Genomic DNA, 13868 nt, shown 5'->3' on the forward strand with positions numbered 1-13868 from the left:
GCACCGGCGGCGCGCTTGGGCTCTTCCACGCGCGGCCAGTAGTCGAGGTCGCGCACGCGGTACGGCAGGTTGGCGAAGTCGGTGCTCAGCGCGGCCGGCGTCGACACGTACAGCACCGACTTGGCGATAGGCCCGAACTCCGCATGGAAGTGCTGCGCCGACTTCACCACGACCAGTTTCTTGGCCGCCAGGTCGATGCCCAGGCCCGTGAAGAGGTCGGACCCGATGACCTGGTTGCGCTTGCTGATGAGCACGATGTCCACGCCGTTCGCTGCCTGCACCCACACGCAGGGGCCCATGGGCGTGTGATTGCCGGGCACGAGGCCGCGCTGCGAATGCGCTTCCCGCACGGCCTTGACGGTCACGTGCAGGTCGATCGGGTCGCCCGAGGCCGGGCCGCACTTGCCGCCCAGCCGCAGCTCGAAGCTGGCGCCGACGCCCGCGTCGCGGCACAGTTGCACCGCGCCCAGGTCCCAGACGCCGCCGAAGGCTACGTTGCCGATGCCGCGCTCGAGCAACGCGCGCAGCACGAAGGTGCTGTCGCTGGTGGCGCCGCCGCCGGCGTTGTCGGCCGTGTCGGCGATCACCACCGGGCCGCCTTGCGTGGCCATGGCCCGCTCCAGCGTCTCGTCGATGGAGAGCGAAGGCACGCCGGTCTGGTGGCGCAGCTCCCAGAACTCGCGGCCCAGTTCGTCGGCCAGCCTGGCGGCCAGCGCGGGGTCGTTGTCCGTCACCACCCACAGCTTGGCGCCGGATTCCGGCACGTCGGCCCAGGGGAAGCCATGGCCCAGCGATACCGACAGCACGCCGGGCAGCTTCTCGCAGGCTTCCATGCGGCGCACGAAGCCGGCCATGGGTTCGCGCGTGGTGTGCCACTTGCCCACCATGCGGCAGTCGTGCACGGCCGTGACCGGCTGCACGCGGCCTTGCGCGGTGTCCACGACGATGCGGACCAGCTCCTGCAGGCGGTCCAGCGCGTCGGTGTGCGGATATTCCTTGTAGCAAATGATCACGTCCGACTCGGTCAGCATCTGCTGCGTGAAGTGGCAGTGCAGGTCGAGCGACACGCCGATGGTCACCTTCGGGCCGACGATGGCGCGCACCCGCGAGATCAGGTCGCCTTCGCAGTCGTCGTAGCCGTCGGCCACCATGGCGCCGTGCAGCACCAGGATCACGCCGTCCACCGGGCCGGCCTTGCGCAGGTCGTCCAGGATCTCGTCGCGCAGGCTCTCGTACACCGGGCGCACGGTGCGCCCAAGCGGCTGGGCGAAGGCCAGCAGGCTCTCGACCAGCTCGTGGCCTTCGGCCGCCAGCTGCTTGCGCACTTCCACCGCGAACATGCCGTAGCCGGATGCGTCGCGCGTGCTGGAGTCGCCGTGGAAGATGCCGTATTCCTCGAAGCTGCCCAGCCCGGTGGGGGCGGACACGAAGGTGTTGGTTTCTGTGGCGAAGAGGGTGGTGAAGAACTTCATGCGTGTTGCTCCTGGCGTGCGAGTTGGATGTTCCGGGTGCGCAGGGTGCTCAGCCGCAGTCCCACGACGCGGCCCTCCTTGCGCTCCACGTTGAGGACCGATTTGCCCATCTGGCTCAGCACCGGGTCGGTCGAGACGAGCGTCATCACGTCGGCCGACAGCGGCGTCAGCACGCAGGCGTGCTGGCCGTGACGGCCATGCACCGTGAGCAGCAGCCTGCCGCCGACCAGCGCCATCTGCGCGGTGGCATCGAGGTCGGCGCTGGTGTAGTCGCCGCACAGCTGCTCGGCCAGCGTGGCGACATCGGGCGCGGCGCCTGCCAGCCGCTCGAAGCGGCGCGGTTGCCCACCTTCGTGCAGCACCAGCGTGTCGGGCGCGCGTTGCGGATCGATGTCGCTGGCGTCGAGCACGAGGTCGTTGACCGGCAGGTCCTGCAGGCCCAGCCACAGCTTGCCTTCGCCCTGATGCATCGGCTTTGCCTCGCCGGCCTGCCACGACATGCACAGCCTGCCCGAGACGTCGGAAAAGCCCATCACGCTGCCGGTGGCCGGCTCGTGGTAGGTCTGGCCGACGAGCGCGGGGAAGGCACTGGCCTGGGGGCGCACTTCAGGCGGCTGCAGCGCGTCGCCCAGCAGCAGCTCGACCACCTTGAGGGCCAGCGGCGAGGGGGCTACAGCGGCGCCGTTCACCATGACGATGATGTCCAGCCCATGGCTGGGCACGCTGAGCATCTGCGACTGGGCGCCGAGCACCGCACCCGCGTGATGGACGATCTCGACCCCGCGGTAGGGATGGCGCGCCAGCCCGAAGCCGTAGGTCACCTTCGAACCCGACGACAGCGTGGTGGCTTCTGACAGCATGGCCCAGCTCTGCGGGCTGCCCACGATCTTCTCGCTGCTGCGCATGTGCGCGAGCCAGCGCAGCATGTCGTCCACCGTCGACACCAGCGAGCCGCCGCCGTCGAGCTCGCACGGGTACAGCCCGCGTTGCCATCCGCCGCGCGGCGACGGGATGTAGAGGCCGGACAGGCCGGGAACCACGTCGAGATCGGTCGCGACCGACGCGGTGTCGGGCATGCCCAGCGGCCCGAAGAGGCGCGCCTTCAGGAAGTCGTTGTAGCTCTGTCCGCTCACGCGCTCGATGATCTTCGCCAGCAGGAAGTAGCCGCCGTTGCTGTAGACCATCTGCGTGCCGGGCTCGAAGTTCAGCTCGCTCTGGCGGACCATCGAGGGCAGCCCCGGGCCGGGCTGCGTGAACGTGAGGCCGTGCGCGATGGCCCACAGCTCGTCGTGGCCGCGCCAGCCGCTGGTGTGGGTCAGCAGGTGGCGCAGCGTGGGGCCGTTGGCGCTCAGCTGTGGCATCTCGGGCAGGTGCTTTTGCACCGCGTCGTCGATGTCGAGCAGGCCGTCTTCCGCCAGCAGCAGGATGGCCATTGCCGTGAAGTGCTTGCTGGTGGATGCGATGCGCATGCGCGTGGTCGGCGTGTTGGCCACGCCCATTTCCAGGCTGGCCATGCCGACGGCGCGGCGGTACAGCAGGCGGCCGTTGCGCGCGATGCCGATGACCATGCCGGGTGCGTCGCTGCGGCTGAAGGGCGCCACCAGTGCGTCGATGGCGGCCAGCGCGGCTGCCTCCGCGGCGGCGGGCGAAGTTGTTGTGTCAGGCAATGAAGGCGAGGGTTGTTGTGACATGGAAGGACAACGAAAGAGGGTGGGAAGAAAGAAGAAAACCGGGCAGGCTCAGGTGGGCCGCGCCGCGCGCATCAGGCGCACGAACGGACCTTCGGTGGCGCGCAGCACCATGGCGCCCATGACGCCGCCGATCAGCGTCGTGGCGACGATGGCCACCGCCAGCCCGTTGGGCACCGACTTGAGGGCGTCCGACAACATGCCGACCACCAGCGGCCCCACCACGCCGAACGGCAGCCCGGCCACGGAGAGCAGCGCGATGGTGCGGGCGCGCAGGTGCGGAGGCGCCGCGTCCTGCAGCACGTTGGGCAGCAGCACCGCGCCGCTGATGAGCGGCACGACCAGCAGCGCCAGCAGCGTGAACGCGTCGGTCGCCGAGCGCGTGAAGAGCAGCAGCGACGACAACAGCGCGGCCGTGAGGTTGCCCAGCATGATGATGCGCAGCGCGGCGGCCGGCCCCATGCGTGGCTGCACGTAGCGCATTGCCGCCACGCCCAGCAGGCCGCCGATCACCGTGCCGCACAGAAAGGCAATGCCCATGCCTTGCCCCATCTGCGCCGGCGTGACGCCGTACTGGCGCGCCGCCATGATCGGCAGCCAGGTGCCGATGGAGCTCATGCCGATGCTCGCCAGGCCCGCGCCGATCACCAGGCCCGCGAAGGTGCGCCAGTGCTGGCGCAGGTGGTCGCGAAAGCTGATGGTGCTGACGGCATCGTCAACATCGTCGGCAGCGGCTTGAATGGCGGCGGGTGCGGCTGCGGGCATGGCGCCAGCCGCCGGAGAAACAGGCGAGGCAGCCTGCGTGCCCCCGCGCCGGGTCCGGCGGATCGACAGCACCAGCAGCGTCACCGGGATGCCGGCGGAGGCCATCACGAAGAAGGTCAGCCGCCATGCCTCCAGCTGCTGCATCGATGCCGGCAGCCAGTGCCGCAGGTCGTCCGTCAGGTGCACCACGGTGCCGCCCAGCAGGGCGCCCAGCGCGCTGCCGAAGATGGCCGACAGCGCGAACACCGCATTGGCCAGCACCCGCTGCGCGCGCGGGAACAGGTCGGGGATCATGCTGTTGGTGATGGGCCCGAGGCCGGCTTCGCCCACGCCCAGGCCGATGGAGGCGATGAACAGCACGCCGTAGTCCATGGCGGTGCCGCGCATGGCCGTGGCGGCGCTCCACAGCAGCACGCAGGCGGCCAGCACCACGCGCCTGTCGTAGCGGTCGCTGAGCCAGCCCAGGGGCAGCGTGGCAATGCCGGTGAACAGCACGATGCCCGCGCCCTGCAACAGCCCCAGTTGCGTGTCGGAGAGCGACAGCGCAATGCGCATCGGCTCCGTCAGCAGCGTGAGGATGACCTTGTCGATCGAGCCCAGCACGGTCGCGATGACCAGCACCGCCAGCGCGTACCAGGCGCTGGCTGGTGCTTTTCTTGCCGTTTCGGGCGCGGCGGCGCTCGCCGCATCCGGCGGCAAAGCGGCCGCCAGCGGATTGATGCTCGACATCTCAGAACGGAACGTTGACGGCCAGGCCGACGGTGCGCGAAGGCGCCAGTGCCGCCTGCACCAGGTTCGGGTTCGCCGTCAGGCCGGTGTCGATCGACAGGAAGCCGCGCTTGTTCGTCAGGTTGCGCACATAGGCCGAGAGGCTGAAACGCTGGAAGTCGATGCCCGCCTGCAGGTCGACCAGCGTGTACGCCGGCATCTTGATGCTCGGAATGGTCGAGCTGCCGGCGTAGCCCGCGTCGCGCTTGCCGGTGTAGCGCGCGCTGACGCCGAAGTAGGCCGGGTGCTCGGCAATGCTGAAGTTGCGCGTCACGCCCAGCGTGGTCGCGAAGCGCGGCGTCTGGGGCAGGCGGGTGCCCGCCTTGGCGTCCAGGCCCTTGGCGTCTTCGGTCAGGCGCGCATCGATGAGCGCGGCGTTGGCGGTGAAGCGCCACTCCTTGCTGGGCTTCCAGGCGAGCGTGAGCTCACCGCCCTTGACGCGGGCGCCGCCGGCGTTGGTGACGAACACGAAGCCGCCGCTCTTGGTCGGCTGCTGCACGTCGCGCCATTCGATGTCGTAGAGGGCGGCTTCCAGCGACAGCTTGCGGTCCAGCAGGTCGGCCTTGTAGCCGAGCTCGTAGCTCCACAACGAGTCGGACTTGTACATCGGCTGCACGATTCTGCGGTCGGTGTCGGCCTTCAGCACGTTCGGACCGCCGGGGCGGTAGCCGCTGGCTGCACGGAAATACACGTTGCTGGTCTCCGACAGCGTGTACTTGGCCGCGGCGAGGTAGGTGGTGGGGCTTTCCGACGAGGTGCCGCTGGCGTTGGCATCGACCGGGCCGACCAGCGTGCCCGACTGCTTGCTGGCGTAGCGCTGGTTGTTGCGCGCCAGCCGCATGCCGCCGGTGAACGAAAGCGCGGGCGTCACGTTCCAGGTGACGTCGCCATAGAAGGCCTCCTCGCGGTAGCGCGAAGACTGCGTCGACGTGAGGAAGGTCTTGCTGCCCAGCCCGCCGTTGAGGTTCGCGCTGAGGGTGCCGTCGTTGGCGCCGCGTTCGCGGTTCAGGTAGATGCCGGCGAGCCACTCGATGGTGGTCCCCGAGCGCGAGGTCAGGCGGAACTCCTGGCTCACGCGGTGCTGCTCCACGGTGCTGGCCAGCGGCGCCGAGGCGGCCGACAGGCGCAGCGCGGCCAGCGCCGGCGCGTAAAGGGCGGTGAGGTCGACCGAGTTGGTGATCTTCACGTCCTGCGCGGAGGTGATCGAGTTCAGCCGCGCCCAGCCGAAGTCGTACTCCACGTCCAGGCCGAACAGCTGTGTCTTGTTGGTGTAGGGCTCGCGGGAAGACAGCTGGCGTGTGCGGTCGAGACCCCATGGGCGAAGGGTGCGCTTGTCGATGTCCTCGAAGCCCAGGCCCTGGCGCTTCACATCCTGCACGGTTCCCGTCAGGCGCACCGTCAGTTCCTTCGTGGGCGTCAGCAGCACCGAGACCCGGCCGCCGTCGGTATGGCCGCGGTCGATGTTGCGCCCCCGTGCCGTGCCGACGGCGTCGTAGCTGCCGCCGAGCTGGTCGGTGAAGGCGGCGAAGCGCACGGCCGCCACGTCTTCCTTGATCGGCACGTTGAGCACCGCTCCGGTCGTGAAGCCCGGGCCGCCGCCCTGCGTCCACGAGGTGCCGAATTTCACCGAGCCCGCGAACTCCATCGTGTCGGGCTGGTTGGTCACGTACTTGAGCACGCCGCTCATGGCGCCGGCGCCGTACAGCGTACCCTGCGGGCCGCGCAGCACCTCGATGTGGTTCAGGTCGAGCATGCCCATGTCCAGCGGCGTGAAGCCGGCGAGCGCGCCGGACGAGCTCAGCCCCGTGGCCACGTCGTCGACATACACGCCGACGGTCGCGATGCCCTGCACGGGGCCGGTGGTCAGCCCGCGCATGGTCAGGATGCCGCCCACGCTGCCGCTGCTCGTCATGGTCACGCCCGGCTGCTCTGCCACGTAGTCGGCCAGGTTCTTGGCGCCGGCGCGCTCCAGCGTTTCGGCCTTCATCACGTTGACCTGCATCGGCACTTCGCGCACCGGCTCGCGGCGGCGCGTAGCCGTGACGGTGACGCTGTCGAGCGACTGGGGCTCTTCGGAGGTCGGCTTTGCCACGACGGGCGCTGCGGTGTAGATCAAGATCGCGCCGTCGTCGCCGCGGCGCGTGAGCAGCGGCGTGCCTTCGAGAATGCGCGACAGCGCCTCCTGCGGCGGCAGCGCGCCCTTCACGCCGCGCGTGACCATGCCTTTCACGTCGTCGACCTTGTAGATCAGCTGCACGCCGCCCTGCGCGATGTAGGCGTCGAGCGCGGCCTTCAGGTCGCCGGCGCCGACGTCGAAGACCTGTTGCGCCTGGACTTGCGACTGGGCCTGCGCCATCACGGGCAGGCCGGTCATCAATGCACACGTGCCGCCGATGACCCAGTGGCGGATCGCCACCGGAAGGCCCGCCGGCCTGCTTTTCTTCTTCGGCTTCTTCTTGGAGGGCAGGCTTGCGGCTTGCTCGATTCGGTTCATGGGTGTCGGTCTCCAGTGTGGCTTTGTTTTGGTATTCACTGAGACGAATGCCCGGTCACATTCCGGTAATAAGCTAGTTTGAAATCCTTGTTTCGTTGCCGCTTTCCTGCACCGAGAGGCCGAAGCCCTGCTTCAGCAATGCCACGAAGCCGCCCATGTTGTTGGCATCGAAGCTGCCGCCGATGCGGATGCGCGCGAGCGCGGGATCGGCGATCACCAGCTTGCGCGTGTTGTAGCGGTTGAACTGCGCGGCCGCGTCGCCCAGCGAGGTCTGGTCGAACACCAGCTTGCCCTTGCGCCAGCTCAGTTCGTCGTCGATCTGCTTCGGCGCCTTCGACATCACCAGCACGTTGTTCGCGCTGGCAACAGCCGCCTGGTTGCGCACGAGCACGGTGGGCTCGCTGCTCTTTGCGCTCTTGTCGGTGCCGCGGTCGTTGCCGGTCGATGCGATCTGCACGCGGCCTTCCTCGACCACCACGTTCACCTGCTCGCCCTCGCGCCGCACCACGAAGCGCGTGCCCAGCACGGTGATGCGGCGGTCGCCGGCGATCACCACGAACGGATGCGCCTTGTCGTGCGCGATGTCGAAGTAGGCCTCGCCGTCTTCGAGCCACACCTTGCGTCCGTTGGCATTCACGACAGTGCGCAGGTGGGTGGCGGTGTTCAGCGTGAGCACCGAGCCGTCGGGCAGCGAGACCGACTGGCGCGCGCCCACGGCGGTGGCGTAGTGCTCGCTCTGCCAGTCCTGCGTGTACTTCCACCCGAGCCAGCTGCAGCCGGCTGCCGCAATCAGCATGCTGGCTGCGATGCGCTGGGTTGAAAAGCGCGGCAGCTGAAACGCGCGGTGCGCACGAGCGCTCGGGCGTGTCGTTGCGGGTGCCGGCAGCGGGATGGGAATGACCCCGGGCGCCGCTGCGGCGGCAGGTGCCGCCGGCGCGCGCAAGGCACCCAGCCGGTCGGCGCGCTCCCAGACGCTGGACAGTCGCAGCCACGCGATGCGGTGCGCGACGGACTCTGCAATCCATGCGTCTAGCTGCTGCTGGTCGGTGTCGGTCCATTTGCCGCCGTCGCGGCGCGCCAGCCATTCGGCGGCGGCGGATTCGATGCGTTCGGCTTCAGTCATGGCGAAAGCCTCTTTTCATTCTGTGCCCGGCCGAAGGCCTTGGTGTCGAGCTGCACGCCGCTGGAGAGCATGGCGTCCGCCAGGGCGCGCACGCCCCGCGACACCTGCCGTTCGACCGTGTCCTCGGTGATGCCGAGCAATATGGCTACGTCGCGCTGCGGCAGGCCGTCGATCTTGCGCAGCTCCACCACGCGGCGGCACTTGGGCGGCAGGGCGTCGAGCGCCGTCTGCAGCAGCCGCAGCTCGCCGCGGCCCGCGGCATGGCGCTCGGGCGTGAGCTCGTCGGCCGAGAAGTCGAGCGCGTCCAGGTCGGCAATGATTTCGATCGACACGATCTGCGCACGCCGCGCGCGGTCGATCAACAGGTTGCGGGCCGTGGCGAAGACAAAGGGCTTCACCAGTTCGGGCATGGCTTTGGCGGCGGATTCATATATGCGCACGTAGACATCCTGGCGCAGGTCGGGTACTTCGGCTTCGTCGCGCCAGTTGCGACGAAGAAAACGCGTGAGCGCCGCCTCCATCGGCAGCACTTCGCTGACGAACCAGTTGTCCAAGTCACTGGGAACCAAAAGAGCGCTCCTGGAAAAATGGCCGGATGGGGATACGGCGCGTCGCCGGGAGTGGCGACACACACTGAGACGAACGGCCAGAAGATTTCCGGTAACGCGCGATGCGGCGCGATTCTAGGAGCACTGAAATGGGGCGCACCGTTACCGGAAAGCGCGCGCGCACTCGTCTCATGGGAGTACGAGAAAAAACAGCTCGCTGGAAATACAAAGACATGAATCGAATCGGGAGGCACAACCCCATCCTTCGCACCGGAATGGCCCGGCGGCGCATTGCCGTCGGCCTGGGATGCGCACTGATCGGGGGCCTCGCATGGGCCGATGCCCGGGATTTCGACGTCGGCGGCGGCGAGCTGCGGCCCGCGCTGGATGTCTACATCGCGCAGTCGGGCGTGCAGTTGATCTACAAGATAGAAGACGTCAAGGGCCTGTCGACGCGCGGCGTCAAGGGCAGGATCGCGCCCGACGCGGCGCTGGAACGCCTGCTGGACGGCACGCGGCTGCGCATACGGCGGGGGCAGGACGGCGCGATGGTGCTCATCGCGCCCGCGCCCACCGCGGCGGCGGCAACCGGAGCCGCCGAAAAGAAGCCGTGACCTTCGGCAGGGGGCGGCGCGGCGGCGGCGCCCTTAACATTCCGACGTGCGGGCCGACCCGCTTTCCATGAAATGACGATTCGCCGCCGCACTCTTGCCCTTCTTCTTCTCTCCGTGCCTGCTGCCGCCCTGGTGGCGGCGGGCGGCTACTGGGGAGCGACCCACCTCAACCTGAACCCGGGCCTCGAGGTGGGTGCCGTGCTCGACGAGTTCAACGGCGTGAAGGTCTATTACAACGGCGGCGTGAACCACTCCGACGGCCGGCTGCTGTCCAGCGACGGCTACAACCTGGGCATCAAGTACCAGTGCGTGGAGTTCATCAAGCGCTACTACTTCGAGCGCTTCGGCCATCGCATGCCCGACCCCTACGGCAACGCGAAGGACTACTTCGACCGCGACACCGCGCACGGCGTGCTCAACGCCAGGCGCAATCTGCTGCAGTACCGCAACGCGCAGGCCGACAGGCCGCGGGTGGAAGACCTGATCGTGTTCAAGCCGACGCTGCTCAACCCGTATGGGCACGTGGCCATCGTCTCCGGCGTGGGCGAGAAAGACATCGAGATCGTGCAGCAGAACCCCGGGCCTTTCGGCGACAGCCGGGCCCGCCTGGCGCTCGATGGGGTCGACGGCCGCTGGACCGTGGCGGGCGGCACGCTGGGCTGGCTGCGGCGCGCGGGCGACAAACCAGCCGCGCCATAGCCGGCAATCGGCTCGCAGCCGTTCTTTCTTTGGGTCTGCCTGGCGAAGCGGCGTAACTTTCGCGCGGGAACGACCGAACTACGTTGCATGGGACGCGGATGCGCATTCCGGCGGGGCCGGTGCATCTTTCGCCAGGCATCCATATGTATCGATGCCGCGTACTCAAAGGTCATCACCCAAGGAATTTGCCATGAACCACCACGGACGCCGCTTCGTTCTCAAGGCCGGCTCATCGACGCTCGGCCTGGCGCTTTTCAACGGTTTCGGCTGGAGCGCCGGCCTGGCGCATGCCGCCGAGCCCGGAAAGTTCGAGATCACCCGCACCGATGCCGAGTGGCGCAAGCTCCTCACGCCCAACCAGTACGCCGTGCTGCGCCAGGAAGGCACCGAGCGGCCCTACTCGAGCCCGCTGAACGACGAGCACCGCGAAGGCCGCTTCGCCTGTGCGGGCTGCTCGCTCGAGGCGTTCTCGTCGAAGACCAAGTTCGACAGCAAGACCGGCTGGCCCAGCTTCTGGCAGCCGCTGCCCAATGCCGTCGGCCAGAAGGTCGACACCTCCGTCGGCATGACGCGCACCGAGGTGCACTGCAGCCGCTGCGGCGGCCACCTGGGCCATGTGTTCGACGACGGCCCCAAGCCGACCGGCCTGCGCTACTGCATGAACGGCGTGGCCATGAAGTTCAACCCGGGCGCCGCCTGATCGCCTGAGCGGCGCACCCCCATGCTGCTGTTCGTCGTTGCCTATATCGGCGGGGTGCTGACCATCCTCAGCCCCTGCATTCTTCCGGTGCTTCCCTTTGTGTTCGCGCGCGGCGACCAGCCTTTTCTCAAGGGCGGCTTGCCGCTGCTGCTCGGCATGGCGCTTACCTTCGCCGGCGTGGCCTCGCTGGCTGCGGTGGGCGGTGGCTGGGCGGTGGAGGCCAACCAGTACGGGCGCATGGGCGCGATCGTGCTGATGGCGCTTTTCGGCGTCACGCTGCTGTTCCCGCAACTGGCGCAGCGGCTCACTCGGCCGCTCGTGAACTGGGGCGAGCGGCTGTCGGCCTCGGCCGGCGGCAACGGCAGCGAGGGGCGAGGCGGACGCTCGTCCTTCGTCACTTCGGTGCTGCTGGGCGTGGCCACGGGACTGCTGTGGGCGCCTTGCGCCGGGCCGATCCTCGGCCTGGTGCTGACCGGCGCGGCGCTGGGCGGCGCGAGCGCGCAGACCTCGCTGCTCCTGCTGGCCTACGCTGCGGGCGCGGCGACTTCCCTGGCGGGTGCGCTGCTGGTCGGCGGGCGCCTGTTCAAGGCCATGAAGAAATCGCTGGGCGCGGGCGAATGGATCCGCCGCGGCATCGGCGCGGCGCTGCTGTGCGGCGTGGCGGCCATCGCCCTGGGGCTGGACACCGGCGTGCTCGCGCAGCTGTCGGTGTCGGGCACCTCGTCTGTGGAGCAGAAGCTGATCGACAAGGTGCGCCCGAAGAAGCCCGTCCGGAGCGTGGAGGACGCTCCCCTGGTGATGACGGGGCCCGGCTCGCCAGTCGGGCCTCAGCCGGCGCCCAGGAGCCACCGGCCTGACGACGGGCAAAGCGCCGCCGGCGCGCCGTTCACCAAGACCTGTTCTTCGTCGAGCCGCGAGGCAGCCGAAGGATCGACGTCGAAGGCGACTTGAAGCGCCTTGCTCACACGCGCGTCTTCGATCGGCAGCTCCCACGTCAGGAACACCAGCGTGCAATCACGTCCGGGCGCGAAGTCGGCCGCATCGAAGCCGTTGCTGCCGCCGCGCGGAATCACGGCATGCGGCTGGCCGGTATCGAAGATCACCGCCGTGCCGCGAACGAGCGGAATGCGAACGTCCGCGAAAGGGAAGTGCAGGTCCAGCCCCTTGTCTTCGCTCATGAAGAGATTGCAGAAGGCCGCGCCGCCGTATTGCGCGCCGTCGTGGTGATACCGCGCGCCGCGGCAAGCCATCAACGCGACATCGCTCGCTGCGAGCACGCCCGGCAGCCCTGGCGCCGCTGTCCAGTCGGCCGCGGCCTGCACGCAGTGCCTGTAGTCCGGCCAGCGCGTGCGTGCGCGCGCCAGCGGCAACTGCTCGACGTCGCCGGGCTCCAGTGCAAGCTGCGTGGAGATCTCGCGTTCCCAGTCCGTGGTCAGGCGCGCGGGAGGTGCGGGTACGTCGAGCGTGCCCGTCAGCACGAGGTCGCTTACGCTGCGGCTGCGCATGGCGTCGCCGCTGCGGTAGCAGGCAGTGAGGCGGTCTAGCGAGCGGTGCGGTGGCGGGGCGGGGCGCATCGGGGCAGTGTAGTGACGCCGCTTACTCGCCGACCACTCGCCGAACCGTCAACAACGCACTGCGCAAGCTCGGCAGCCCCACGGAGCCCAGCGCCAGCCGCAGCGCATGCGGCACGTGCTTCGACGTGGCGAAGGGCTCGGCGGTCGATACCGAGATGCCTTCGCGCATCAGCGCCGCCGCGACGTGGTCGGCGCGCGTTTCCTCGGGCAATGGCAGCCACACGAAGTACGACGACGGATGGCGCACGAAGCGCATGCCCGCGAGCGTTGCGTCGACGATGGCCTGGCGCACCGCGGCGTCGTGCCGCTTCTCCGATTCGAGCCGCTCGACGGTGCCATCTTCCAGCCATGCGCAGGCGATGGCCGTGGTCACGCCGGGCGTGCACCAGGTCGTGGCCCGGATGGCGCGTTCGATCTTCGGCACCCAGGCCTGCGGCGCGACGACGAAGCCCACGCGCAGCCCGGTCGCCACGTTCTTCGACAGGCCCGAGACGTACACGCTCGATTCGGGCAGCAGCGTGGCCAGCGGCGCCGGCGGCATGTCTTGCGGATCGTCGGCCAGGAAGGCGTAGGCCGCGTCCTCTATGACGAGCAGGCCGTGCCTGCGGGCGATGGCTGCCAGCCGGCGGCGGCGGCTCATGCTCATCACCCAGCCCAGCGGGTTGTGCAGCGTCGGCATGGTGTAGACGGCACGGACGCGGCGGCGCGCGCACAGGCGCTCCAGCGCGTCGAGGTCGGGGCCGGCGCCCGATGCCGGGATGGGCGCCAGCTCCAGCCGGTGCGCCTCGGCCAGCACCTTGAAACCGGGGTAGGTGAGGGCATCCACCGCCACCACGTCGCCGGGCTGCAGCAGCGCCATGGCCGTGACCGCGAGGCCGTGCTGCGCGCCGTCGACCAGCAGCACCCGCGACGGGTCGAGCGCGTCGAGCCCGCGTGACGCGAGATGCCGCGCGACACAGGCGCGCTCGTGCATGCGGCCGCCGTGCGGTGCGTAGCGCAGCATCGCGTCGAGTTCGCCGCCGGCGGCCAGTTGCCGCAGCGCACCGCGCAGCAGTTCGGCCTGCCCGGGCAGCGACGGGTAGTTGAAGTTCAGGTCGACCTGGCCCGCCGCCACGGCCTGCTGGTCGATGCCCTTGTCGCGGGGAATGGTCGCTTCGCGCACGAAGGTGCCGCGGCCGACTTCGCCGCTGACCAGGCCCATGGCCTCGAGTTCGGCGTAGACGCGCGATGCGGTCACCAGCGCGAGGCCGTGGCGCTCGGCCAGCCGCCGGTGCGTGGGCAGGCGGGTGCCGGGCTTCAACCGGCCCGCGCGGATTTCGGCGGCGAGTTCATCGACCAGTTGCTTGTATCGGGCTTCGGCCATCGGTGCGATGTATCCATGACAATTTTTTGATTGTATTGATCGTCTTGCCTACGATGGACG

The 13868-nt window shown here is 69.0% G+C and carries 10 protein-coding genes and 2 pseudogenes; 4 read left to right on the forward strand and 8 right to left on the reverse strand.

Going from position 1 to position 13868, the window contains the following annotated elements; all coding sequences use genetic code 11:
* Window positions 1-32 precede the first annotated feature (32 nt).
* From ACQY8B_RS02265 to ACQY8B_RS02290, 6 genes and pseudogenes are all read right to left on the reverse strand, one after another.
* Window positions 33-1472, reverse strand: a pseudogene (locus tag ACQY8B_RS02265) (M81 family metallopeptidase); the annotation flags it as partial.
* Window positions 1469-3139 carry a serine hydrolase domain-containing protein gene (locus tag ACQY8B_RS02270; RefSeq protein WP_422085211.1) on the reverse strand — a complete coding sequence of 557 codons (1671 nt, stop codon included), beginning with the start codon at window positions 3137-3139 and terminating at the stop codon, window positions 1469-1471. The pseudogene ACQY8B_RS02265 and the gene ACQY8B_RS02270, both read right to left, overlap by 4 nt.
* A 72-nt stretch (window positions 3140-3211) precedes the next feature.
* Window positions 3212-4654, reverse strand: a complete 1443-nt coding sequence (locus tag ACQY8B_RS02275; RefSeq protein ID WP_422085212.1) for an MFS transporter — start codon at window positions 4652-4654, stop codon at window positions 3212-3214.
* A gap of 1 nt (window position 4655) precedes the next feature.
* Window positions 4656-7187, reverse strand: a complete 2532-nt coding sequence (locus ACQY8B_RS02280) for a TonB-dependent receptor domain-containing protein (RefSeq protein WP_422085213.1) — start codon at window positions 7185-7187, stop codon at window positions 4656-4658.
* A 73-nt stretch (window positions 7188-7260) separates the two neighbouring features.
* Complete coding sequence (locus ACQY8B_RS02285; protein ID WP_422085214.1) at window positions 7261-8310, reverse strand: FecR family protein; 1050 nt, start codon at window positions 8308-8310, stop codon at window positions 7261-7263.
* A complete protein-coding gene (locus ACQY8B_RS02290) occupies window positions 8307-8864 on the reverse strand; it encodes an RNA polymerase sigma factor (protein WP_422085215.1) in 558 nt (185 codons plus the stop codon). The genes ACQY8B_RS02285 and ACQY8B_RS02290 overlap by 4 nt, the downstream gene beginning before the upstream one ends.
* A 227-nt stretch (window positions 8865-9091) precedes the next feature.
* On the opposite strand from ACQY8B_RS02290, the gene ACQY8B_RS02295 reads away from it, so the two are divergent.
* The 4 genes and pseudogenes from ACQY8B_RS02295 to ACQY8B_RS02310 form a co-directional block, all read left to right on the forward strand.
* On the forward strand, window positions 9092-9472 hold the full coding sequence (locus tag ACQY8B_RS02295; RefSeq protein ID WP_422085216.1) for an STN domain-containing protein: 381 nt from the start codon (window positions 9092-9094) through the stop codon (window positions 9470-9472).
* 114 nt (window positions 9473-9586) lie between these two features.
* Complete coding sequence (locus ACQY8B_RS02300) at window positions 9587-10171, forward strand: CHAP domain-containing protein (RefSeq protein WP_422085217.1); 585 nt, start codon at window positions 9587-9589, stop codon at window positions 10169-10171.
* Window positions 10172-10361: 190 nt separating this feature from the next.
* Window positions 10362-10871: a peptide-methionine (R)-S-oxide reductase MsrB gene (msrB, locus tag ACQY8B_RS02305; protein ID WP_422085218.1), complete on the forward strand. Its 510-nt coding sequence runs from the start codon at window positions 10362-10364 to the stop codon at window positions 10869-10871.
* A gap of 21 nt (window positions 10872-10892) precedes the next feature.
* Window positions 10893-11792, forward strand: a pseudogene (locus ACQY8B_RS02310) (cytochrome c biogenesis CcdA family protein); the annotation flags it as partial.
* Here the strand turns inward: ACQY8B_RS02310 and ACQY8B_RS02315 are convergent.
* Window positions 11699-12445, reverse strand: coding sequence for a hypothetical protein (locus ACQY8B_RS02315; protein WP_422085219.1), 747 nt, complete (start codon window positions 12443-12445; stop codon window positions 11699-11701). The pseudogene ACQY8B_RS02310 and the gene ACQY8B_RS02315 overlap by 94 nt on opposite strands.
* Before the next feature lie 22 nt (window positions 12446-12467).
* The gene (locus ACQY8B_RS02320; protein ID WP_422085220.1) at window positions 12468-13808 is read right to left on the reverse strand and encodes a PLP-dependent aminotransferase family protein; all 1341 of its coding nucleotides are present in this window, start codon (window positions 13806-13808) and stop codon (window positions 12468-12470) included.
* Between the last annotated feature and the right edge of the window lie 60 nt (window positions 13809-13868).

Source organism: Variovorax sp., assembly GCF_965279555.1.
Taxonomy (GTDB): domain Bacteria; phylum Pseudomonadota; class Gammaproteobacteria; order Burkholderiales; family Burkholderiaceae_C; genus Variovorax.